This is a genomic window from Cellvibrio sp. ATLC23 (assembly GCF_057196725.1).
Map to the genome: position 1 here is coordinate 194020 of NZ_JBXUOS010000001.1, position 24451 is coordinate 218470.

The window sequence follows — 24451 nt, forward strand, 5'->3', positions numbered from 1 at the left end:
GGAATTGATTATGAGAACAAATCACACACGTCCTTTTTTCGCGGTCAGCCTGCTCAGTTTGGCAATCGCATCCAGTGTTACCCAAGCGCAGCAAGCACCAAAAGCGGAAGTCGAAGAGGTTGTGGTAACTGGCTATAAGGCGAGTTTGCAAAGCGCCACGAACGCCAAGCGCGCTTCAACCAGTTTGGTGGAATCCGTATTTGCGGAAGATATCGGCAAGTTTCCCGATTTGAATGTGGCCGAATCGATTGGCCGTATTCCCGGTATTCAGTTGACTCGCGATATCAATGGCGATGGGTTGCAGATTGCGATTCGCGGTTTGGGCACCAATTTCACCAAGGTGTTGCTCAATGGTTCGCAGATTGCTGTGGCATCAGGTGGGAGCGTTGATTCGCAAAACCAGAACCGCGAAGTTGATCTAAACCTCTTTCCAACCGAATTGTTTACCCGTATTGATGTATCTAAAACGCCAGTTGCCAGCACGCTTGAAGGTGGTTTGGCCGGTGTGGTGAATATGCGCAGTGCGCGCCCATTTGATAGTAAAGATGAAGGTTTCCATACGACTTATCAGGGGCAGTTGGCCTATACCGAGATCAATCAAGAAACTAGTCCACGCGCGGCGTTCACGACTAGCTGGCGCAATGAAAACTTCGGCGTGTTGTTTGGGCTTGCCGGGGTTAATAGCAAATCGACCACTGAAGGTTATGAAACCATTGGGTGGTCAAATATGAATTTGTCGGCTGCCCAGTGCGGTACTGCAACGGCAGCGCCTTGCAATACAATTGGTGGAAACAACATCAACGTACCAGCTACAGTTCCTGCTGGCGCCGGTGCTGGCTTGGTTGCCGGTACAGTCGTGGATGCAGCTTTCCTGCGGGCTAATAACCCCAATGCGACCCTGCAGCAAATTGGTGACGGTCTGCTGCCGCGTTTGAGTCGCCCAGCCTACATCGACGGCACCCGCGACCGTGTGTCGGGTTTGTTATCGCTTGAGTATCGTTCCTCTGATGAAACCCAATTTTATCTGGACGCTATGTGGGCTGACGCCTCGCGGGATTTTGATCGTTTGGATGTGAATTGGGTTGGTCGTTTTGGTTCATTAATTCCGCTAAATATGGAAGTAGATGAAAACAACGTGGTGACCAAGGGGACCTTTGCTAATGCCCAGTTTTTCCTAGAGGCGCGCCCCTATAAAGAAGACGTTGATTTTTACAACTTTAACCCGGGTGCACACTTTGAATTTGGCGATGATCACACCTTGGATTTGCAACTCAATGCCAGCCGCAGTGATTTTTTCCGCGAGTCGCCCACCGTGCTAATCAATACTCCGATGGGGCAGGGCACTGTTGTTAACTATGAGAACAATGGCAAACCCTATCCGCAAGTCACGACCAATGTCGATCTTAATGACCCTAATGCAGGCTGGGTATTTGCCGGTGGCAGGTTAAATATTGCTAACGAAAAACGCATTACTGAAACCGAGGGTGCGCATCTGGATTATCGTTTTGGCGATAGTGTGCAAAATATTCGTTTTGGTTTGGCCTACGATCAAATATCACGCACCATCTCTGCGCGGGATAACAGTGCTCGCTGGGAGGATGTGGTCTGCCGCAATGGTCTGGATGCCGATGGCAATAGCCCCGCGACGGGCCGTTTGCCTTGCAATGGCTTGAACCCCAATTCCGGTATTCCCCAGTCACAGCTGGCGTCTTATCTCAAGCCTGGCCCATACGGTTTTATCACCGTTGACTTTGATCGCTTTATGGCCGACACCAATTATCATGAGTTAAGCAAAAACGCTCCGGAAAACAACAGTTCGCCTACTGGCGCCAGCACCGGGGGTGTGGATGAAGAAACTATGGGTGCCTATGTTGAAATCAATGGTGTGACCGAAGTTGCCTCGCGCCCGCTCAGTTTCAACCTGGGGACTCGCTACGTCACTACCGATCAGTTGATCTCTGGCCCAGTGACTATCGGCGGTGTACGTGAATATCAACATCTAGACTCTACCTATGATGCCTTCCTGCCATCGTTCAACTCCACATTGGATGTGATGGACGATGTGAAACTGCGCTTGTCGGCATCGCGTACTCTGACCCGCGCCAACCCGAGTGCGATGTTGCCTGCTACGCAGTTCAGCGATCCGTCGGCGCAGCAAGCCACTCAGGGCAATCCGAATTTGAGCCCCTACTTGTCGACCAACTTTGATATAGGTGGTGAATGGTATACAGGCGACGAAGGTTATGTCGGCGTGACTTTCTTCAATAAGCAGGTGACCGGTTTTACCGTGTTGGGCACCAATACGATTCCATTCCTACAGTTGGGTGTGCCCTACGATACTTTGACCGACTTACAGCGCGGTGCAATAGATAGCCGTGGTGGCCCGAATGCTGCGACTGTTACTGTGCAGCAGCAAGTAAACGCGCCAGGTAATCTGGAGTTGCGCGGTCAGGAAATCACTTGGGTGCAACCGCTGGATATGCTGGTAGAAGGTCTTGGTTTTAATGCCAACTTCACCAAGATCGATCAAAAAGGTGAAGGGCAGGGGGCACCGGCACAAGCGATTGGCGTATCGCCACAGACCTACAACTTTACTGGTTATTGGGAAAATTACGGCGCATCTTTGCGTTTGTCATACACATGGTATGACGCACAGGTTATCTCTGGCCCTAACCAAAATGGCATCTCTTTTGCGCAGTTAAAAGCAGATGAACGCGGTCAATGGGATTTGTCAGCCAGCTATCAGTTTGAAGGTGTTGCAACCGAGCCGATGGTGACGTTGAACATTAGTAACTTGACCGGCGAACCATTGCGCACTACCTATCATTATGACAATGCGACCTTCACCTATTACGATCCAGGCTACACCGCCACTTTAGGTATTCGCGGCAGCTTTTAAGGTGTAATTGTTAATATTATTTGAATCTTGTGTTTGCCCCTGGCTTAAACCGGGGGCTTTTTTTTGGCGCGATACTGGTAATGGGCGGTGTGCAGCTACAAACAAAAACTGCCGCAAGTGCGGCAGTCTGGTGGGTTTTTGTTAGGAGGGTTCAGAGTTACAGTATTGACACTGTGTTAGCTGTGCCTTCTAGAGTATCGCTATCAGTGCTATTTTCGGTATTCCCCTGTCGCGTATTGGCGGACAGGCGGCTGCCATTATTGGTTGTGGCGAGGCGGAACTCTTTTTGCTGTTGATGCCAGGCGATAATTTTGTAGTAGTTGCGCACGTTATCGACAAATCCAACTGGCTCCCAGCCCCGCATGTAACCGTGTTTGGCGCGGCTGTAATATTGCTGCTTGGCGAGTAGCGGCATGTATTTGCGCACATCTTCCCACTTGGTGGGGTCGCCGCCCATGCGCTCGGTTAGTACGCGGGCATCTTCCAAATGTCCAAGCCCTTGGTTATATGCAGCCAACGCCATGTTCAAACGATCTTCACCTTTAATACGTTTGGGAAGACGTTTCAGCACGATACTAAAATACTTGGCGCCACCCTGAATGCTTTGTTGCGGATCTTCACGGTCTTTGATGCCCATGGCTTTGGCAGTGTTGCGGGTGAGCATCATCAAACCGCGCACGCCGGTATGAGAGCGGGCATCGGCCTTCCAGTGAGATTCCTGATAGCTGATGGCAGCTAGCAATTGCCAATCCAGATTGTATTTAGCTGCCGCTGCTTTCATATCATCTAGCCACTGTGGCAGGCGCTGCTCAAGGCGATAGGTAAAGGCCATGGCCTCACCCGTCGTTACTTCTTCAATATGGCGATCAAAAAACTCTTCAGTCACTTTGGCCAAACTGCCATCGGCTTTGATGCTGTTTAAGTATTGCTGGGCTGCATCAAATAAGGTGGTGTCGTGCTGCGTGGGAAATGCCCAAGCCAATGGCTGTGGATCGCTTACATCAAAAGCGAGTCGCGCTTTAGGGTAGGACCAGCGATTGAGGTCGTAGGCGGTAGAGTCAATAACGGCGTAATCGGCTTCGCCTTTATTGATCATATCCAGCAAGTCGATCATTTCAATATTGTCCAGCGCTCGCCAATGCAGCTTGGGAAACTCGGTTTGTAGTGCCTTAAGGCGCTCAGCGTGTGAGTTGTTAGCGATTACTAGTACTTCTTTATCTTGCAAGTCTTTGATGCTGGTGGGTTGCGGGCGACGGCTGTTGTAAATCAACTGCTGCGTAACCTGCATAAAAGGGGTGGCAAAGGTGACTTGGGTGTTACGGCTTTCCAGCTCAGTCAAGCTGGCTGCGGCAAAGTGAACCTTTTGTTTGGTAACTCTATTGAGCATCGCGCCCAAATCAGGCTCATCTTCAATCACTAATTTCAGGCCGAGTGAATCCGCAAAGCCTTTTACCAGGCTATATTCAAAACCCGTCAGGCCATCGGAGCCTTCGTAGTAGGTAGTAGGGCCATTGGTGGATACAACACGCAATTCGCCTGCTTCAAGTACTTTCTCCAATTGAGTTGGAGGGGTGCTACGTACCAGCAATACACTGCTGGCAATAAATAACGAACCTATAATACAGCTCGTTAGGATGGACTTAATCACTAACGCTGATCGTTTGCGAATTTCCATAAAGGGGTTACTCCGGTTGCTGAAGTGCAACGCTCGAAAGGTTGTTCTCTTCGTGTGTGCGCATTCATGCCGAATCCAATCCATTAATGACCCGTGCAAATACCCCGCCATTTTATCTGTGGCGTTTGAGGTCGCCTAGCTTGTTTTTTGAGCATACATGGGCTAGCGAGTTGGTTGTAATTTGATCTTTTTTGCCTTTCCCCCTTAGTTTACAAGGGTTTTGGTCACTTTCAGCGCGACTGGAACAGCCGACAAACGGTCAAAAAAATACTAAAAAATGTGACTTTTGACGCCTTTGGCGTATTAGAGAACATCAAAAAAGGATCAGAAGGAGTAAGTTTTTGTTAAAAAATTGCACAAAAAAGCGCCAAAATTGAGATTTTTTAGTTATAAGCTGCAATGCGGTTCGGTTTTATCTACACCAACAAATCCAATTGCCAGTCACGCCTGTTTATTAAACTTGATCGATAACCCGACTGGCGGTAGGAGGTAGGGGCGTTAATATCAGGAGGATTTATGTATTGGGCAGACGTAGCTATAAAGATATTGAGTGATATTTTACTCAATATGACCAATTAAATATAATAATGTGCAAAATATTTCTCTTTTTTCAATTGAATGTTAATATTTGAGAAATATTTTTCTCAAAAGAGAAGCTATGACTCTCACTCTTCAATTATTTCACCATGATAAGTGGCAAGATGCCGCCCTGCTGGATATTGCCGATCCTGCGGCGGGGCGCTATGGGCTTGCACAGTTAAGCTACCATCCCCAGCGCTACGCACTTGAACACCTTGGGCGGGATGATGGATGTGCCTGCAGCTTGAGCTTGCCTGTGGATCTCATGCAAATCTACCGCAGTAAACCCTGGTTTGCTTTTTTGGATGACATCATGCCCGCCGGAGCCAGTCGGCGTTACTGGGTCAATTATTTGGATATTGGCCATTTGTCGCCCGCGCAGCAGGATTACCAGTTGCTCGCCCGAGGCACTATAGCGCCGGTAGGCAACTTGCGTATTAAAGAAGCGCTGCCGGTTAAAGTCGACGGCAGCCAACTAACACAGATGCGCTTTCAGCTCAGAGATGTTGTTGAGCGCCACAGTGACTTTCTCGAATACGCGCAAGCGATGGGTGCAGTCAGTGGTGGTGCCACAGGTGCCGGAGGGGAGGCGCCTAAGTTATTGGTGCGTTGCTCGGCGCGTGATGAAATTTGGATTGATACCTATCAAGACGATTTAACCAACAGCGATCAGCATTATTTAGTGAAATTCCCGCGTGGCAATCGCACTCAGGATGACTGCGATATTTTGCGCGCCGAATTTCACTACTATCAGGAACTGAATGCTCTAGGCATTGAAACTATTAATACGCAGCATATGCGGCTCCTGGAGGGCGAGCGCTATCCTTCACTTTGGTTGCCACGTTTTGATGTGGATTTTATCAGTGGCCAGCAGCAGCGCTACGGTTTGGAATCACTCTACGCTGTGCTTGGCAAAGCCCCTGGTGCTTATCTCAATCATTTCACTGCCCTGCGCGATACCTTGCGAGTTTTACGTGCGCAATATCGCGTAACAGAGTTAGGTGAACCATTTGATCAACAAGCATTTGTGGTCGAATGGGTAAAGCGCGATTTTTTAAATGTCGTCTTTGGCAATTCCGATAACCATGGGTGCAATACCTCCCTGATCAAGCGCCCGCAAGGTATTACCTTGGCACCAGTTTATGATTTTGCACCCATGAAAGCAGACCCTGAAGGCATAACCCGCAGCACTACCTGGGGTTCACCCTATGAAGAGGGCGGGCGTTTTGATTGGATTAAGATTGCCCACGCATTGGCTGATGTTGCACCGCCGGAAGCTATTATTGAAGAGCTGATGGGGCTGGCCAAAAAACTCAAAGGTTTGCCTGAGCGGCTTGCCGAGCGCGGTGTATCCACACGATTACTGCAACTGCCAGCGATAGGTTTTGATTTTTTGGATGAAAAATTAAAAGCCTGGGAGCTATTGAACTAACTTTTTGTAGCGGCGAGATGATGAAATTACTAACACCACAAGAGCGCGAAGCATTGCTAGTTACCAGCTTGCAGAAGATTTTGGATGGCGAGCTAAGTGAGGGCAAGGTTTTACGGCAATTACGCAAAGAGGTTTTAGGGATGAGCCAGGATCAATACGCCGCACTGGTAGGCGTTAGCAGGCGCACCCTGTCCGATATAGAAAATGATACCGGCAGCCAATCGATTGCCGTTATTAATTCGGTATTCAAACCCTTTGGGCTTCGTTTGGGGTTGCTGCCTCGCAGTAAATATTTATTTGAGAAATTAGCCCAAACCCAACACACAGAGGATGTTCTATTTACCGGGCAAGATAGATTGGTCGGTTTTAAAAGAGGGGCCTAAATGCGGCCCCCAAATTTATAGAGCGACAATTATTGACGAAGGGGCTCTATAGCCGCTTAAGCCTAAGGGGTAGTTGTTGCGCGGTGCGCAGTAAAAACCTGCCTGATCTGCTGGAAAATCCAGTACAATGGCGGCCTTTTTCATATCCCCCCGATGCTGAGGCTCTTCCCACTATGCTGATTCTGCGTGGCGCTCCCGCTCTTTCCAGTTTCCGTACGCAAAAACTTTTGGCCAACCTGCAACAGCGCGTTCCCGCTGTGACCGGTGTGAACTCCGAGTTTGTGCATTTCGCCAATGTTGCTGCGCCCTTGAGTGCTGAACAGCAATCTGTGTTGCAACAATTACTCACTTATGGCCCCAAGGTTGAAGGTCAAGTGAGTCATGACGGCGAGCTCTTTTTGGTAGTGCCACGCTTGGGAACTATCTCCCCCTGGGCATCCAAAGCGACTGATATCGCCAAAAACACCGGCCTTGAGTCAGTGCGCCGGATCGAGCGCGGCATCGCCTACTATGTGACAGGTGCTGTAAGCGCAGCTGATCGCGCTGTTATCGCCGCGCTGTTGCATGACCGCATGGTGGAAACTGTATTTGATCGCCTCGAAGCTGCTGAACAATTGTTTGTATCCCAATCACCAGCGCCGCAGACCTCGGTTGATATTCTTGGCGGTGGCCGCGATGCGTTGGTTGCCGCCAACAAATCCCTCGGTTTGGCCTTGGCTGAAGATGAAATCGACTACTTGGTTGATGCGTTCAAAACCCTCGGCCGCAATCCCATCGATGTTGAATTGATGATGTTTGCCCAAGCCAACTCGGAACACTGTCGCCACAAAATCTTCAATGCCTCTTGGACTATTGACGGTGTTGAACAAGAGCGAAGCCTGTTCAAAATGATCAAAAACACCAACGAAGTCGGCGGTGAAGATGTGCTTTCGGCCTATGCCGATAACGCTGCGGTTGTGGTTGGCCATGAAGCAGGGCGCTTTTACCCCAATCCGGATACCAAAGCCTACGAATACACCCAACAACCGATTCATTTATTAATGAAGGTTGAAACCCACAACCACCCGACCGCGATCTCTCCTTTCTCGGGTGCCGGTACTGGTGCCGGTGGTGAAATTCGCGATGAAGGTGCGGTTGGCCGTGGCTCCAAACCCAAAGTGGGTTTGAACGGGTTCACTGTATCCAACCTGCAAATCCCCGATTTTGTCCAGCCCTGGGAAGAGAACTACGGCAAGCCGGGTCGCATTGTGACCGCACTCGACATCATGCTCGACGGCCCTATCGGCGGTGCGGCGTTTAACAACGAATTTGGTCGCCCGAATATCTGTGGCTACTTCCGTACCTTTGAAGAGAACTTTGACGGCGAGCGTCGCGGCTACCACAAGCCGATTATGCTGGCTGGTGGTTACGGCAACATCAAAGCCGAACACATCGAAAAACCGCCCTTTGCGGCCGGTTCCAAATTAGTCGTGCTCGGCGGCCCAGCCATGTTGATTGGTTTGGGTGGTGGTGCAGCATCTTCTATGGCTTCAGGTTCATCGTCAGAAGATCTGGATTTCGCCTCCGTGCAGCGTCAAAACCCGGAAATGGAACGCCGCTGTCAGGAAGTGATCGACGCTTGCTGGCAGTTGGGTGACCACAATCCCATCGCCTTTATTCACGATGTAGGTGCGGGCGGTTTGTCCAACGCTTTCCCTGAGTTGGTGAAAGATGGTGGCACCGGCGGCAAGTTCGAATTGCGCAATGTGCCCAATGATGAGCCGAGCATGAGCCCATTGGCGATTTGGTGTAATGAATCGCAAGAGCGTTATGTATTGGCAATCAAACCGGAAGATCTGCCGCGTTTTGAAGCTATCTGCCAGCGCGAGCGCGCAGCCTATGCCGTAGTGGGCGAGGCGACGGACGAGAAACACCTGCTGGTTAACGACAAACACTTCGACGCTAAACCGGTCGATCTGCCTATGTCGGTATTGTTTGGCAAAGCGCCAAAAATGCATCGCGCTGCCGACAAACACCAAGCCGTCACACAGGCGTTTGCAACGGATGGCATTGCATTAAAAGAAGCGGCGGAGCGGGTACTTAAGCATCCTGCCGTGGCGAGCAAAAATTTCCTTATCACCATCGGCGACCGCTCGGTCACCGGTATGGTGGCGCGCGATCAAATGGTCGGTCCATGGCAAGTTCCCGTTGCTGACGTTGCCGTTACCACGGTGAGTTACGACAGCATCAAAGGCGAAGCTATGAGTATCGGCGAGCGCACACCGCTGGCGCTGCTCGATGCTCCCGCGTCTGGCCGTATGGCAATCGCTGAAGCGATTACTAACATAGCTGCAACACGCATTGAAAAATTGTCCGACGTAAAACTCTCGGCCAACTGGATGTGTGCTGCTGGCCACAAGGGCGAAGACGAAAAACTCTATCGCACCGTGCAAGCGGTCGGTATGGAGCTTTGCCCTGAACTCGGCATTACTATTCCAGTGGGTAAAGATTCCATGTCCATGCGCACCGCATGGAAAGACGGCAATGAAGATAAAGCGGTTACCGCACCACTCTCGCTGATTATTTCCGCGTTTGCACCAGTAGTCGATGTTCGCCAAACCCTGACCCCGCAACTGCGCACCGACAAGGGCGATACCGAATTGTTGCTGCTCGATTTGGGCAACGGCAAAAACCGTTTGGGTGGTTCGATTTTGGCGCAGGTTTACAACCAGTTGGGCGATGTTCCCGCTGATTTGGATTCCGGCGCACAACTCAAAGGTTTCTTTAATGCGATGCAAGCGAGCCTTGCCGCTAATGAATTGCTCGCCTACCACGACCGCAGCGACGGTGGTTTATTTACCACCCTGGCTGAAATGGCCTTTGCCGGTCACACAGGTGTCAGTGTTGATTTGGACGGTTTGGGTGCAGATGCGCTGGCTGTGCTGTTCAACGAAGAAGCGGGTGCAGTAGTGCAAGTCACCCGCGCCAATTCTGCAGCAGTGCAAGCACGTTTTACTGCTGCAGGTGTGAGTGTGAAAGCGATTGGCAGCTTGAATACAAACGATACCTTGGTGATTAAACAAGGTGCAAATGAGCTGTTCAACCAAGCCCGTGCGCAATTGCAATCACTTTGGGCAGAAACCAGCTATCGCATGCAAGCCTTGCGCGATAACCCGGCCTGCGCCAAATCTGAATTCGATGGCATCCTAAAAACTGATCCGGGCTTGAGTGTAAAACTCAGTTACGACATCAACGAAAACGTTGCTGCGCCCTTCATCAACACTGGCGTGCGTCCATCCATCGCCGTATTGCGTGAGCAGGGTGTTAACGGCCACATCGAAATGGCCGCCGCATTTGATCGCGCCGGTTTCAACGCAGTTGATGTACACATGAGCGATTTGCTCTCTGGCCGTGTATCGCTGGAAACCTTCAAAGGCTTGGTGGCTTGTGGCGGTTTCTCTTACGGCGATGTGCTTGGCGCTGGTGAAGGTTGGTCAAAAACCATTTTGTTTAACAACAAAGTGCGCGATGAATTCGAGCGTTTCTTCCACCGCGATGACACTTTCAGTTTGGGCGTGTGTAACGGCTGTCAGATGATGGCGAATCTGAAAAATATCATTCCCGGCGCAGATCATTGGCCGCGTTTTGTGCGCAACTTATCTGAGCAATTTGAAGCGCGTTTCAGCTTGGTACAAGTGCAGGAATCTTCATCGGTATTGTTCAAAGGCATGGCCGGTTCACATATGCCAGTGGCCGTTGCCCACGGTGAAGGTTACGCCGAATTTGCCAATGCCGATGCCTTAAAAACCTGTAACGACAGTGGCACAGTGGCGCTACGTTTTATCGACAACAATATCAATGCAACTGAAACCTATCCTGCCAACCCCAATGGTTCACCCTTGGGCATCACCAGTGTTAGCAGTAAAGATGGCCGTGTCACCATCATGATGCCGCACCCCGAGCGGGTCTTCCGCGCGGTGAGCAATTCATGGAAACCGGACGACTGGAAAGATGATGGTGCCTGGTTGCGTTTGTTCCGCAACGCGCGGGTATTTGTGGGTTAATCAATCCATCGTAGTAAATAGATGTAGTAAAAAACATCTAGTAAAAAACAAAGGAGGCTTCGGCCTCCTTTGTTGTTTATGGTTGACCAAGCTAATTCATCAATAAATTGGCTAGATGTAGTTTTCATGAAAGCTATCCAGCACCCGGCACTGTAATTTACTTTTTATCCAATCTTCAGCGAATCCCCATATTTCCCTCAAGTTAATCCACATCAATCTTATTAATCTGGTTATGACAGATTCCAGTTGGAAGCTGATTACTTTTGGATTGAAGGAGATATCCCATGAATGAAAATTTAACGACTCAACTAACTACAGAATCAATTGCTCGTCCTGATTTTGGAGCGATTAAAACCAAACAGCAAGCCATGTGGGCATCGGGCGATTACGGTAAAGTAGGCAGTACCTTGCAAATCACCGGTGAGAGTTTGTGCGAGGCTTTGGATGTAACCAGTGGCGATACATTACTTGATGTCGCTGCTGGCAATGGCAATGTTACTTTGGCGGCAGCGCGTCGTTATTGCCGGGTGACTTCAACGGATTATGTGCCAGAGTTGTTGGCACAAAGTAAGGTGCGTGCAGCAGCAGAAGGATGGCTGATCGACTATCAGCAAGCCGATGCTGAGCAGTTACCCTTTGCAGATAATTACTTTGACAATGTGGCCTCTAGTTTTGGAGTGATGTTTACCCCCAATCAGGCACAATCGGCAGCGGAATTAATTCGTGTGTGTAAACCGGGTGGAAAAATCGGTTTGGCTAACTGGGCGCCGGAAGGATTTATTGGCCGCTTGTTTAAAATAGTAGGGAAGTACGTTGCTCCACCAACGGGAATCCAGTCGCCTGCGCTTTGGGGGACGCCTGAATTTATTCAACAGCATTTTGGCTCTGCGGCAGAAAATATTGCTATTACTCGTCGTGAATATGTGTTCCGTTATTTATCCGCAGACCATTGGTTGGAAGTCTTTCGCACTTTTTATGGCCCCGTACATAAAGTATTTAATACATTGTCGAGCGAGCAGCAACTGGCTTTGACGCAAGACATAACTGCGTTGATAGATGAATTTAATGTGGATAAAGAAGGTCGGTTTAAAGTGCCTTCTGTTTACTTGGAAGTGGTTGTTACCAAGCGAGGTTAATTAAATCGCGCGCGCTGTAAGCCTTTTTTTAATAGGGTTTGCAGCGCTTTATTAATAAATGGAAAAGCGCAAAAAAAGTGCGAGCTGTTGGCATCTGGCTTATGGGCTAAGACACGAATGCGCCAATAGTGAGATTTCTTTTTCTCTCCTGCCAATGCATAAATGGTCGAGGCAATCATATAAATCAAAAAATGTGCGCCAGGTGTAGAGGCAGCCTTTTCTGCCCATAACATGGCTTTGGCCATATCCCCTACATGTAAATAACTAAAGGCTTTGAGTGCGTAATTGGCGTAGAGCAGTGGATCTAATGGACTTAAATGTAGTGAGAGTTCTGTATTTTCCAACGCCAATTCGGTTTTCCCCTGCATAACCTCACAGAAAGCGCGTGAGTAATATCCCTGTGCAAAATTAGGGCTGAGGGTTACTGATTTTTCCAGCCAACCTAACCCTGCTTCTGTCTCGCCTTGCAACCAAAATGATCTTCCCATGTTGTAGTTGGTAAAAGGGTCGAGCGGATCTAGTTCTACACTTTGTTCTGCCAAGTTGCGCGCATCTTTTATCGCTAAATCCAGATTGGTATCGTAGCGTAAAAATGCATCCTGAAACCGGGTAAACGATAAGCCAGCGTAAGCGCGAGCGAATTGTTTATCCTGCCGAATTGCTTGAGTGAAGTAGTGTGTTGCTTGGGTGTTGTCATTCGCCGTAAAGCGAAACATATAGCGCAAGCCTAAATGATAATTGGCCCATGCATCCCAATTTTCTGAGGAGCTTAGGCTGGCAATTCGAGCTTCATTTTGCGGGATATATATTTCCAGCGAAGCGATTACGCTGGCGGTAATAGTTTGACGAATCTGATGCAGCGAGTCTTGAGCGACTTCAAATCGCTCAGCCCAAATGACTTCCGAGTTTTCGCAGTCGTTGAGTTCTACTGTGATAACTCGTATTTGTCCAATGGCCACAATAGAGCCGCAGAGCGCATAACGTAGATTGAGTTGATGCCCTATTTGTCCGAGATCGGGATTAGGCATATCAAACTGAAAGGCGGTGCCGCGGTTGATAACCCTCAACCAACGCAAACGGGATAAGGCCTGAATTAAATCGTGCGCCATAGCTTCGGCAATCACCGAACCCAGTGGTGCGGAAATCTCTCCTTGAAATGGAAGAATGATAATCGAGGGTTTTCTCTGAGCAATCGAGAGTGATTGAGGCTGAGTAACAGAAATGTTGTTAGGCGTAGGGGAATTTGAAATACAGGATACAGAATTAAGTGTGTTTATTTCGACGCCATCAACAATAAATCGAAATCCTCGCCCGCGCAGGGTTTTGATGTAGCGCTGTTGATTGCCATCATCTCGTAATGCATGTCTAAGGGATTTTAAACAAGTTGTTAACGCTGCATCAGAGGTAAAGCGTCCACCCCAAACTGCATCGATAATTTCTTGCTTGGTCACTACCTTTTTGCGATTGGAAACTAAAAAAGTAAGTAGGTTAAATACGCGAGGTTCAAGTGTAATCTCCTCCTCACCAATCATTAATGTGGCGACATCAGTGTCTAATGTGAAATGATCGAAGATGAATTTCATTATTCAATCCTAACTTTCAGTCAGGTATCGGTCAACGTAGCTGGAACTATTCTTGTGGTGCTGTTTGTTTAATCGGAAAAGATTGGCTAGTTCAACGGTTAGGGCACAAAAGAAAGAAGCTAGCAGAGAAGGCTACAAAATATTACAAACTTAAACAAAGGCTTTAAATTGGTTCGTTCGATTTTATGCTTCAATAACTTACTGCCTCGGGGTGGTTTTGTTGTAATCTGCCAAACACCCTGTGGGATAAGTATCCACTGAACCCTGATTGACCAATAACGTCTTATAAATACACGGCGGCACAGGCCGCAACACTCTCTACAGAGATACAGGTAGGTAACTTATGAAAACCAGTATGAAAAAGTTTGCGCTGGCGCTGTTGGCGTCCAGTGTGGTTGCCGGTTGCTCTTTTACGCAACAGCATGAAAAAGACGCGCAATTAAAGGCAGATAAAGCGGGGCTAACGGCGGTAGAAAAAACCCGCTTTGACGGTACTTTTATCGCCAAAGGTGCAGAGTTTTCGCAATACAAAAAACTGCTGGTCGAGCAGTTGGATTTGAGCGATGTCAAAATCCGCAAACCCTCTTCTAATAACGCGCTAAATGATACACCTTGGGATTTGAATGACAGCGATCGTCGCTATTATCAGGAGCGTTATACCGAAGCCTTGATGAGTAATCTGATTGCCGATGGCGCCTATTCAACGGCGATGAAAGCGGGAGCTGATGTGATGACGGTATCGGCCAAAGTATTGGAAATAGCGCCGCTCGCCAGTAAAGACGATATGAAAGGGCGCCCAACCCGAATGAAAGTCTATAGCGAAGGCATGGGCACTATGACGCTGGAAATTTCGCTCTACGATTCCGTATCTGGTAAACCCTTGGCCATTATTACCGACCAGCGCGATTTGGGGCGCATATGGGAAGAGAATAATCGTGTCACCAATAACATTCAGGTACGCCTTGCATTTAACCAATGGTTGCGTCATTTGCGTACAGAATTGGATAAACTCTCCGCCAGACCTTAACCCGGTAGAAAATAAAAACGCCTGACCAATGTTGGTCAGGCGTTTTTATTTTGGCGCTTGTCGAACTTTAGAACTTTACGGTGACCCCAGCAAAGATGCGTGGACCGTAATCATTCACTTCACCTAAATTATCTTCTGCGTAAAAGTATTGCTCTTTAGGTGCGCTAAACAGATTGATTGCTTCCAGTTTGACTTTGACGTTATCGGTAATGTTGTACGACGCTCGCGCCTCCCAAGTCCCTACATCACCGACATAGCGCAGGCGAGTGCCGTTACTGGTGTAAGGTTGGAAGTAGCCACTGCGATATTTGTAGATGATCGCTGCGTCAAATTCACCGATTTGATAGTAGACCTGACCGTTGAATACATGCTCGGAAAAACCGGGAACCGATGCGGGTGGAACTATCCCGGCGGTAAGCTGGGTTGTAGTGCCGTCCAAACCTGTTACATAAGTATCGCCATAGTTACTGTCTTCAAACTCAAAGTCAGTATCGGCCCAGTTGTAGCCAAGTTTTACCCCTATACCGGAATCAAAGCGGTAAGCCACAGATGCCTCAAGCCCATAGAGATTGCTGGATTTGTCCGTGGTCACTGCATTGGTGATCGGCAAACTAACGTTTTGGCCATCAATGACGAAGTTTTCCATAACGGTGCGTTGTTCAAAACCACCTTGGAACTTCTTGTAATAAAGACCCGCCGCAAAAATGGCGTCATCATTGGGGTACCACTCCCACGACACATCAGCGTTCCACGACATGAGTGGCTGCGCATCAGGATTGCCTGAACCATTGGCGCCAACGAGCAGATCGTCCAGCGTAGTGGGATCGGCGTCATCATCCGTGGTAAAGGTGCGCGAGTAACCCATGTCAGATGGATTTATGCGCGACATGCCACGGTAAATGCCACCGCGAATGATTTTGTCGTCGTCGTAATCCCACACGACATTAATGCTGGGCAATAACTCGGTATAACTGCCACCACCTTTTACCGATTCAATATCGCCATCAATGGTGTCGATGCTGACAACACCGGTGACCGGGTCGGTCGCTACTTGATAGCGATCGCGATAGCCAATGGAGCTGACATCGGTATCTACCACACGCACACCAAAGTTACCGCGCAAGCCCCGCTGCATGAATTGGGTTTCATAATCGGCCATCAGGTAGGCAGCGTAAGTCGTTTCGGTGACGTTAGTTGAGCCGGGATTTGCCAGTTCGACATCGGGATAAGCAAAGGCTTCACCGTTTGCATCTGCCAGCGAGTTAGCCACACATTGATTTCTAAATGCTGCAAATGAGTTGCCCGTACCTTGCGCAATAACATTGCCATCGCTGTCCAGATTGGTAATCAAGTTGCCGTCACGCACAGAAGACAAGAAGCCGCTTTCGGGGAAATCAATAGCACAATTGTCGATAATTGCATCTACTACAGCGCTGTTGCTCGAGGTGTATTCAGTGCGTGAGCCATTGCCCTGACTGCCGCCGAACTGCACAAAACGCAATTCTGAACCGCGTAAACCACCCTTAATGCCAGTGATAAAACCGCCATCGGTTTCATAATCAAAGTCTACACGCAGGCCTTTAATTTCATTCTCACGCACATTCTCGCGGTCAACGCGCGCGCGGTAACCCCCGTCAAACCAGCTGTGATCGGTGAGGTCCTGATTTTCCACTGTGATTGTGGGAATGGTGCTTCCCATGGTCCAGGTAAGTGGAATGCGATCGCCCTGGGCGCGGTTGGAGATCTGTAATTCTTCACGCAAAGTCTGTGAATAGGAGGCGTCCACATCAATTTTCAAGCGATCATTGACCTGATGCCCAACACTCAAGCCATAGGCTTTGTAGTTTTCTTCGCGTGAAAACTTCTCGCCGTTAGCCTCAATGCGCGGAACACCTTCCCAGTGCAGGATGCCGCCATTGCCATTGGTTACCAGGGTTTCGCCAGTTACGCCCGGGGTGACACGCTTTTGCTCGAAGATAAGATCATGGCGATCTTCAGCCTGAGTGCGATCTGAAATCTGTGTATCTAGGTTGATGTCCCAATCCTCAGACGGCTGATATTGCAAGGCGAAAAAGATCGAGTCGCGCTCATCTGAGGTTTCATTTTGACGAAAGCTGCGTGAACTGCCGGTCCAGGCATAGGGGGTTCCATCGCTAATCGCTTTGCCGGTAGTTGGGTCAATTTCAGTATCGTAGCCTTGATTGCTGCCGCCTGAGCGTCTGTCTTCACAATCGCCAGACGAACTGCGGAAAAAGCCTTCATTGGTGTTAGTGGGGTCATTTAAACAGGCCCATAGGGAAGAGCCAGTAGGGCTTGAGCTGCGATATTCTGCTTCTGGCTGCGATATGTTTTGGCGCTGCATGCCGAGAGATATGCCCAATGCTTGGCCATTGCCCAGTTCAAATTGATCCACATAACTGAATGTGCCGCGATACCCCAAGTCACTTTGCAAACTGTTATCGACGTTTTGCTGATCCGGGTTGTAGTTGGCTTTTGCATCTATTTGGATACGCTGTTTGCCATAGGTCAGCGGCTTCAGTGTTTCCAGCATAATGACACCGGCCACGCCGCCTTCAATCATTGACGCGTCCTGAGTTTTAGCGATGGCCACTTTACTCATCAGCTCGGACGGGAATTGTGAAAAGTTAACTGAGCGGTCGCCGCTGCCGTTGGTCGCTTCGCGGCCATTAAAATGAGTTGCGCTCAGGAATGGGCCCAAGCCGCGAATAGTGATCTCGGTAGCGCCGCCATTTTCACGGTGCGATGCGGCGCCAGTAATGGCTTCCAGGGCTTCACCAATGGAGAGTGCAGGCATCTCGCCAATATCAGATGCAGACAAGCCGTCAACGATGGTAGTGGCATCGCGTTTGATTGCAATCTGGTCTTGAACCAATTTGCGGGTGCCGGTCACTATAACTTCCTCGACCGCACCTGCTGCCGGTTTTTGTTGTTGAGCAAGTGCTGCTCCGCTCATCAGAGGGCTGGTAATACCAGCGACTGACAGCACTGCAATCCAGCGAGTCAAAGGTCGCTGTGTGAATGATAATTGCTGCGCTATCGTTGATGATTTGCGCTGCTTCGTTTGCTCTATCGACATGATGTTGCCTCCGCTTTATGGTTATCATCGTTTTTTAGTATATGTATCATAATGCGTCAGGTCAACCAATTGGTATTACCAATATTGGTGGTGGTAATTACCTATATTTCGATTTTTGCACCAAGTGTGTGCAATTAATGCTAAATAAAGGTGGGTTGGGTGAATTTCAAGCTGTAATTGGATTGGTTTTTTGTGTTTCTAATAGCGAATAGGTCTAAAAAGTATTGGTCTATTGTATGTTTATTGTCCGTCGTTCTTTGGTATGCAGTTATAGGAAGGAGTGTTTGGCTCTGGTACGGCTTATTGGTAATACCTGTTTGCGAAGAAAAAGGGGCGCCAAATGACTGGCGCCCCTTTATTCGGTCGATGATTTGAAAAGTGTTTTCCGTTAGGGGAGTGCGCGATAGACCAAATTGCGAAAACGCACTTTGCCTTTGCCTGCGGCATAAATTGCTGGGCGCAAACTCATAAAGCCATAGGCGACATTATGGTGATAAGCGGATACGTCCATTTGCACACCGTATTTCACCCAGGTTTTGCCTGCATCGGTGCTGGTGTGAATCGTTAAGATGTGGCGATTATTGGTGACACGAATGCGCAATGTATTTTGCATCCCCTCGGGCTTGGGGGTGGTGCGTTGATCCATGCCATAGCGATGCAGCACCATGCCATCTTTATTGATGCCGACACCGGCATAGAGTTTATCGTTGTAAAATAATAAGGCTCCGCCTTGGGCATCCGGATCAATTTCCATATCCACTTCAAATTGATACGCCTGATCGCCAGCTAAAAATGTCAGCGGCGATGTGTTGCTGGGCGATGTGCCTTTTGCCGTTAATTCGAGTGCGCCATCTTTATATTTCACTCGTTGATTTTCGCTAACATCACCGCGGAAAAAACTCCACTGCACGCCAAATTTATTGGTAGAAAAATCATCGGATAATGCCATGCCGTGCGAAACCGCTTGGCCACCTTTTGGTTTGGCAATCGGCTTGCCGGCATCGACACCTTTGGCTTTAAACCAGCCGTCTTTGGTCCATTCAATCGGTTCCATCATCGCTTGGCGGCCAAGGGTGTAAAAACCATTTTCGTAGGCGTGATACATCATGTACCAGTCGGGTTTTCTGTTGGTGCTAGTGGGGCCCTCTACTAAAGTGGCGTGACCTTTTGACCACCATTTTTCTGCGGCGGATTCGGTGCGGATAATCGGATTGTAGGGAGAGTTCTCCCACGGGCCGTGAATGGATTTTGAGCGTGCCGACACTACCATATGGCCAGTCGGTGGGCCAGCGGTGCCTCCGAGCGCGAGGGTCATGTAATAGTAGCCCCCATGTTTCATCATTTTAGGGCCTTCTTGCGCGTAGCTTTCTACATCCCACTCTTCGGGATATTGCCAGCCGTCGTATACATGTTCCATCTCGCCCACTATTTTTAATCCGTCATCACTTAGTTGCACGCGGTCGCCGTGGGATAAAAACAAATAGCGCTTACCGTCCTCACCGACAATATGACCCGGATCAATTCGGTCATTATTGAGTGCAACAGGTTCCGACCAGGGGCCGCGAATATCGTCCGCCCAGATAACGTAAATATTATTGTTGCCTGGTAATTTTGCCGGGATATACAAATAAAAACGGTTGTTGTGTTTGGTCAGTTCCGGTGCCCAAATACTGCCAACATATTTTGTCAGTGCCGGCGCTATGGGTTGCCAATTCACCAAATCTTTTGAATGCCAAATAGTGAGGGCAGGGTAGGCCTCGAACGATGAAAACGTCATGTAGTAGTCGTCACCGTCTTTGAGCACGCTGGGGTCGGGGTGATCACCCGCCATTATGGGATTTAAATATTTTCCGTTGCCGAGGTCGGCTTTGCGTTGACCTTCAATGCCTTGCGCCCACTGCTGGCAATGCTTAATAAAGGCGTTGCCTAAATGCGGAGTGCATTGTTTTTTGGTGTCAGCTTGGCTGGCGCTACTTATTATTAGCAAGAGCGCGCTTAACAGTAGTGGATAGGTTTTTTTCACATTTGTCTCCCAATTATTTTATTAAAGTGATTAAGGGTGTGGTAACGCTTAAGTCACTTTGTAAGTGGTAGAGACCGAAATCAGATGCCGAAAATAATATTATTTTAATGTCGCTGGTGTTTTGAAACTGGAGGTGAATGATTGCTTAAAAATTTACTGTTGTCAGCTTGGGCTTAAATTTATTACATATCATTACTTTGGTATGAAACCCAAAAAGTGCTGGAGCTTACGCCGTGCGTTGGCTCAATAGTTGTGGGGTGGAATCGTAATAGCGCTATATGCATCAATAATATGCTGTACTGCGGCCTCGGGGTTTAGTTGGTTTCTGTTGTAGTGAGCTAAGGTCTTTTGTAAGTAATTGCCTGCAATTTTGCTTTGTTGTGGCGTGTTGCTTTGCCAAATCAGGCTGCCAACAGGGTGTATTTTTGCGTGTGGATTGTCGGTTGTGGATACTAATAGGATTTCATAAAAACGTTGGTTCTCAGTGATGAGTCTTTCGTTTTTCAAACTGAAGTCCAGCTGGATTAATTGCTGCCTCAAAGTGAATTGGTGGTGTACAGGGCAGAGTAAGAAATCGATATTACAGGTTGGATTTTTTTGGTGTATCGCTGTAACCAGTTCGGTCATCAAGTCGCCGCCTATACCGGCAATGATTACTAGATGTCTACCGTTGAAGTCTTGCAAGGGCAGGGTTGTCGCATCCAGACAATGTGTGTGCCAGTGTGAATTTGATTCAGTGTTTGCGGGATAAAATTGAGAGAGTTTAATTTCCAGTGCGTGCATCAGTGCGGGCGCTACATCCACGAAATGAATGTGTGATGCGGCTTGCCGCGAGAGTAACGCAGCACCTAATAATCCATGGTCGCAGCAGCAGTCCCAGATGTGATCGTAGTGTTCGCTCACCATGGCTTCAATGTGCTGTAAGCGTTTGCCCAGTTTGATTTTTGTATCGCTGCTCACTGTTGGCTATTCTCTTGCGGATTGTTATCGACCATAAAAAAGCCCCGGCAATTCACACTGCCGGGGCTTTTTTGCTGCTTGCTAAAACTTACTTAGCGGCAGCTGCTTTCTTTTCTTTCTCTTTGGCAATTACTGCTTCAGATACGTTCGCAGGGCATGCGGAGTAGTGAGAGAACTCCATAGAGAACTGACCGCGACCAGAGGTCATGGTACGCAGGGTGCTGATGTAGCCAAACATTTCTGAAAGAGGAACGTCAGCTTTGATGCGTACACCGGTAACGCCAGCTTCTTGACCAGAGATCATGCCGCGACGACGGTTCAGGTCACCAATTACATCACCTACGTGATCTTCTGGAGAGAACACATCAACCTTCATTACTGGCTCAAGCAATTGTGGGCCAGCTTTAGGCATGGATTGACGGAAAGCGCCTTTAGCAGCGATTTCAAACGCGATTGCCGAGGAGTCAACGGCGTGGAATGCACCATCGTTTACATCGATCACAACGTCCAATACCGGGAAGCCAGCCAATGGGCCGGTGGCCATCATTGAGCGGAAACCTTTCTCGATTGCTGGGTAGAATTCTTTTGGAACGCTACCGCCCACACAAGAGGTGGTGAAGGTGAAGCCAGTGTTTGGCTCGCCTGGTTTAATGGTGTAGTCGATCTTACCGTACTGACCAGAACCACCAGATTGCTTCTTGTGGGTGTAGCTGTCGGCGATTTCGCGAGTAATGGTTTCGCGGTAAGCAACCTGTGGTTGACCTACGATCAACTCAACACCGTAAGTACGTTTCAGGATGTCTACTTTAATATCCAAGTGCAATTCACCCATACCTTTAAGGATGGTTTCACCTGAATCTACGTCGGTTTCAACGCGGAAGGTTGGGTCTTCTGCAACCATTTTACCAATGGCGATGCCCATTTTCTCAACTGAACCCTTGTCTTTCGGAGTTACCGAAATAGAGATTACTGGCTCAGGGAATACCATCGCTTCAAGCGTACATTCATGCTTTGGATCACACAGGGTGTGACCAGTTTGCACGTTCTTCATGCCTACGATAGCAATAATGTCGCCCGCTTCAGCGCTGTTCAATTCGTTACGCTCGTTTGCCTGCATTTCAACCATGCGGCCTACGCGCTCGGTTTTGCCGGTAAAGGAGTTAAGAATGGTGTCGCCTTTGTTCAGGCGGCCAGAGTAAATGCGGCAGAAAGTCAGGGCCCCGAAACGGTCATCCATAATTTTGAATGCCAAAGCGCGGAACGGCTCATCGGCACTAACGATAGCGAATTTGCCGTTGGGATTGCCTTCTTCGTCGGTCAAAGGCTGTGGGTTAACTTCGTGCGGAGCTGGCAAGTATTCAACTACCGCGTCCAACAACAGTTGCATGCCTTTGTTTTTAAAGGCAGAGCCACAGTAGGTTGGGAAGAATGCCAGTTCCAAAGTACCTTTACGGATGCAGCGCTTAATATCGTCGACAGAAGGTTCTTCGCCTTCCATGTAAGACATCATCAAGTCGTCGTCCATTTCTACCGCAGTTTCGATCAATTGGCCACGGTACAACTCAACGTCGTCAACCATATCGGCAGGTACGTCAGTGACGGTGTAGTTTTCTGGTTGGCCAGTTTCGTCCCACACGTATGCTTTGCGGGTTAACAGGTCAACAACACCAACGAACTCGTCTTCGCGGCCGATTGGCAAAGTCATAATCAGTGGGTTTGCGCCCAATACTTTCTTAACTTGTGCGGTAACTTTCAGGAAGTCAGCGCCGATACGGTCGAGTTTGTTTACGAAAATCAAACGCGATACTTTTGAGTCGTTCGCATAGCGCCAGTTGGTTTCTGACTGAGGCTCAACGCCGCCAGAACCACAGAATACGCCAATGCCGCCATCGAGAACTTTCAATGAACGGTAAACTTCAACGGTGAAATCAACGTGTCCGGGGGTATCGATAACGTTGAAGCGGGTGCCTTTCCAGAAACAGCTTACCGCTGCTGACTGAATGGTAATACCGCGCTCAGCTTCTTGTTCCATGAAGTCGGTAGTTGATTCACCTTCGTGAACTTCACCGATTTTGTGAATACGGCCAGTGAGCTTGAGGATACGCTCGGTGGTAGTGGTTTTACCGGCGTCCACGTGAGCGAAGATACCGATGTTTCTGTAAAGGGATAAGTCAGCCATAGGACTCTCTTAATGTTATGCAAGGTTAGAAAAAGCAGGGTTGGAAAATAGCGGCGTAATATACAGGAAGTTATCCGGTTTTGCTCAAGGAAAAAGGAGTCTAAAGCGCTTCTTTTACATTTTTGGGTCAAAATCTGGGTTTTCTGCGGGTTTGTTGGGATAAATATGGGGTTTTTCGTTTTCCATTTAGTATGAAACCGATAAACGTAGAGCGAACAAATACGGTGTAGAGCACCAAAGACAGTGAAATAGTAATGGCGCAAATGGATGCTAACTTTAGCGACCAGTGCAGCGGTAATTCGGCGAAGGCGATTTGCAACCAAATAACAATGGGCAGGTGGATAAGGTAGAGCCAGTAGGATGAGTCGGCGAGGTAGCGAATGGTTTTGCTTGGCCGATCAAAGCAGCGTTTAAACAGCCCAAGCGTCAGTGCGACCAGTGACCACATCATCAGCGCATAGCTGAAAGCAAAACCGGTTTTTAGTAAATAATAATGCGGATGGGCGAGTTGCATTTCAAAAGCCGAGAGTAAGTTTGCGGCAATAATTGCCATCACACAGAGCATAAGTTTTCCCGCAGTGATGCGTGCAAACTGTGCGACTAAATCCGCTTGCCGATGCAACAGCCAGCCCAGCAGAAAAAAGCCACCGTAGATGAGTGTTGCCGGAATATGCGGCACAAGGGATTTATCGGGCGTGTCCATGCCCCAGCGATCCATAAACCAAAGGCAGGCGGCAGTGGGCATTGCGATGGCAATCAGTGCCAGGCGCGAGTGGCATAACCAATGGGCGATGCGATCAGCGATAGCCATTAATTTATCCTTTGTCGGCTTATGCTTGTTCACTAATGACCGCATTAACACGACACTCAGACTGATGAATAACAGGTAATACAAAAACCAGAGGTGTGAGCCAATCAGTAAATCTTTTGGTAGATCACCCAGTGTTGCAAAACCTGCCTGCAAGGCCGCTAATATATTCACCTCACCGCGCAGACTTTCGGCACCCATAATCCAGCCGGATACCAGCAGTGGGCGCAATAAAAACCAGCCAATCACCAATGGGATTGCAATACGCACTATACGCGATTGTAAAAATTTGGCAGTTCCTGTGCGATGAAAAGTCATGTGGCTAAAAAATCCGGCGATGAGAAAAAACAATGCCAGGCGAAACGAGTGGCTGATCAGCATAAACATCGGCACCAGGTCACTGGTCGATATATCCATCACTGCCCAGCCGATAAAAATAGGCATAAACGATATGCTGGCGTGAAAGACAATACCCAGCAGGAGTGCAAACGCGCGTGCTGCATCTAAATAGTCGAGTCGCCCATGTTCTGGTGATGACATTTTCATAATATTTTTTCAGTTAATTTAAAAGAGAATTTATTTGCGCCGATGTGCGCCCAGCCAGTGTAATGGCCGGGCGCCAAGCAA

General features: G+C 48.7%; 13 protein-coding genes. 6 read left to right on the top strand and 7 right to left on the bottom strand.

What is annotated here, in order from left to right; translation table 11 throughout:
* The first annotated feature begins 10 nt into the window (after positions 1 to 10).
* Positions 11 to 2899 carry a TonB-dependent receptor gene (locus tag AC2CG4_RS00815; RefSeq protein ID WP_484484444.1) on the top strand — a complete coding sequence of 963 codons (2889 nt, stop codon included), beginning with the start codon at positions 11 to 13 and terminating at the stop codon, positions 2897 to 2899.
* A 157-nt stretch (positions 2900 to 3056) separates the two neighbouring features.
* Here AC2CG4_RS00815 and mltF read toward each other — a convergent pair whose 3' ends face one another.
* Positions 3057 to 4574: a membrane-bound lytic murein transglycosylase MltF gene (mltF, locus tag AC2CG4_RS00820; RefSeq protein ID WP_484484445.1), complete on the bottom strand. Its 1518-nt coding sequence runs from the start codon at positions 4572 to 4574 to the stop codon at positions 3057 to 3059.
* A 658-nt stretch (positions 4575 to 5232) separates the two neighbouring features.
* Here mltF and AC2CG4_RS00825 point away from each other — a divergent pair.
* The 4 genes from AC2CG4_RS00825 to AC2CG4_RS00840 all read left to right on the top strand — a co-directional run bounded on the left by AC2CG4_RS00825 (position 5233) and on the right by AC2CG4_RS00840 (position 12147).
* Positions 5233 to 6585 carry a type II toxin-antitoxin system HipA family toxin gene (locus AC2CG4_RS00825; protein WP_484484446.1) on the top strand — a complete coding sequence of 451 codons (1353 nt, stop codon included), beginning with the start codon at positions 5233 to 5235 and terminating at the stop codon, positions 6583 to 6585.
* A 20-nt stretch (positions 6586 to 6605) separates the two neighbouring features.
* Positions 6606 to 6968 carry a helix-turn-helix transcriptional regulator gene (locus tag AC2CG4_RS00830; RefSeq protein WP_484484447.1) on the top strand — a complete coding sequence of 121 codons (363 nt, stop codon included), beginning with the start codon at positions 6606 to 6608 and terminating at the stop codon, positions 6966 to 6968.
* A gap of 173 nt (positions 6969 to 7141) precedes the next feature.
* On the top strand, positions 7142 to 11011 hold the full coding sequence (purL, locus tag AC2CG4_RS00835) for a phosphoribosylformylglycinamidine synthase (protein WP_484484448.1): 3870 nt from the start codon (positions 7142 to 7144) through the stop codon (positions 11009 to 11011).
* A gap of 284 nt (positions 11012 to 11295) precedes the next feature.
* Positions 11296 to 12147: a class I SAM-dependent methyltransferase gene (locus AC2CG4_RS00840; protein WP_484484449.1), complete on the top strand. Its 852-nt coding sequence runs from the start codon at positions 11296 to 11298 to the stop codon at positions 12145 to 12147.
* On the opposite strand, the gene AC2CG4_RS00845 is transcribed toward AC2CG4_RS00840, so the two are convergent.
* Positions 12144 to 13730, bottom strand: a complete 1587-nt coding sequence (locus tag AC2CG4_RS00845; RefSeq protein ID WP_484484450.1) for a winged helix-turn-helix domain-containing tetratricopeptide repeat protein — start codon at positions 13728 to 13730, stop codon at positions 12144 to 12146. The two genes, AC2CG4_RS00840 and AC2CG4_RS00845, sit on opposite strands and share 4 nt — an antisense overlap.
* Positions 13731 to 14073: 343 nt before the next feature.
* On the opposite strand from AC2CG4_RS00845, the gene AC2CG4_RS00850 reads away from it, so the two are divergent.
* Positions 14074 to 14757 carry a DUF3313 family protein gene (locus tag AC2CG4_RS00850; protein ID WP_484484451.1) on the top strand — a complete coding sequence of 228 codons (684 nt, stop codon included), beginning with the start codon at positions 14074 to 14076 and terminating at the stop codon, positions 14755 to 14757.
* Between the two features lie 67 nt (positions 14758 to 14824).
* Here AC2CG4_RS00850 and AC2CG4_RS00855 read toward each other — a convergent pair whose 3' ends face one another.
* The 5 genes from AC2CG4_RS00855 to AC2CG4_RS00875 all read right to left on the bottom strand — a co-directional run bounded on the left by AC2CG4_RS00855 (position 14825) and on the right by AC2CG4_RS00875 (position 24370).
* Positions 14825 to 17854 carry a TonB-dependent receptor gene (locus AC2CG4_RS00855; RefSeq protein ID WP_484484452.1) on the bottom strand — a complete coding sequence of 1010 codons (3030 nt, stop codon included), beginning with the start codon at positions 17852 to 17854 and terminating at the stop codon, positions 14825 to 14827.
* A gap of 388 nt (positions 17855 to 18242) precedes the next feature.
* A complete protein-coding gene (locus tag AC2CG4_RS00860; protein WP_484484453.1) occupies positions 18243 to 19877 on the bottom strand; it encodes a family 43 glycosylhydrolase in 1635 nt (544 codons plus the stop codon).
* A gap of 243 nt (positions 19878 to 20120) precedes the next feature.
* A complete protein-coding gene (locus AC2CG4_RS00865; protein WP_484484454.1) occupies positions 20121 to 20837 on the bottom strand; it encodes a tRNA (adenine(22)-N(1))-methyltransferase in 717 nt (238 codons plus the stop codon).
* 88 nt (positions 20838 to 20925) lie between these two features.
* Positions 20926 to 23016, bottom strand: a complete 2091-nt coding sequence (fusA, locus tag AC2CG4_RS00870; RefSeq protein WP_484484455.1) for an elongation factor G — start codon at positions 23014 to 23016, stop codon at positions 20926 to 20928.
* Between the two features lie 127 nt (positions 23017 to 23143).
* On the bottom strand, positions 23144 to 24370 hold the full coding sequence (locus AC2CG4_RS00875; protein ID WP_484484456.1) for an acyltransferase family protein: 1227 nt from the start codon (positions 24368 to 24370) through the stop codon (positions 23144 to 23146).
* Positions 24371 to 24451 lie beyond the last annotated feature (81 nt).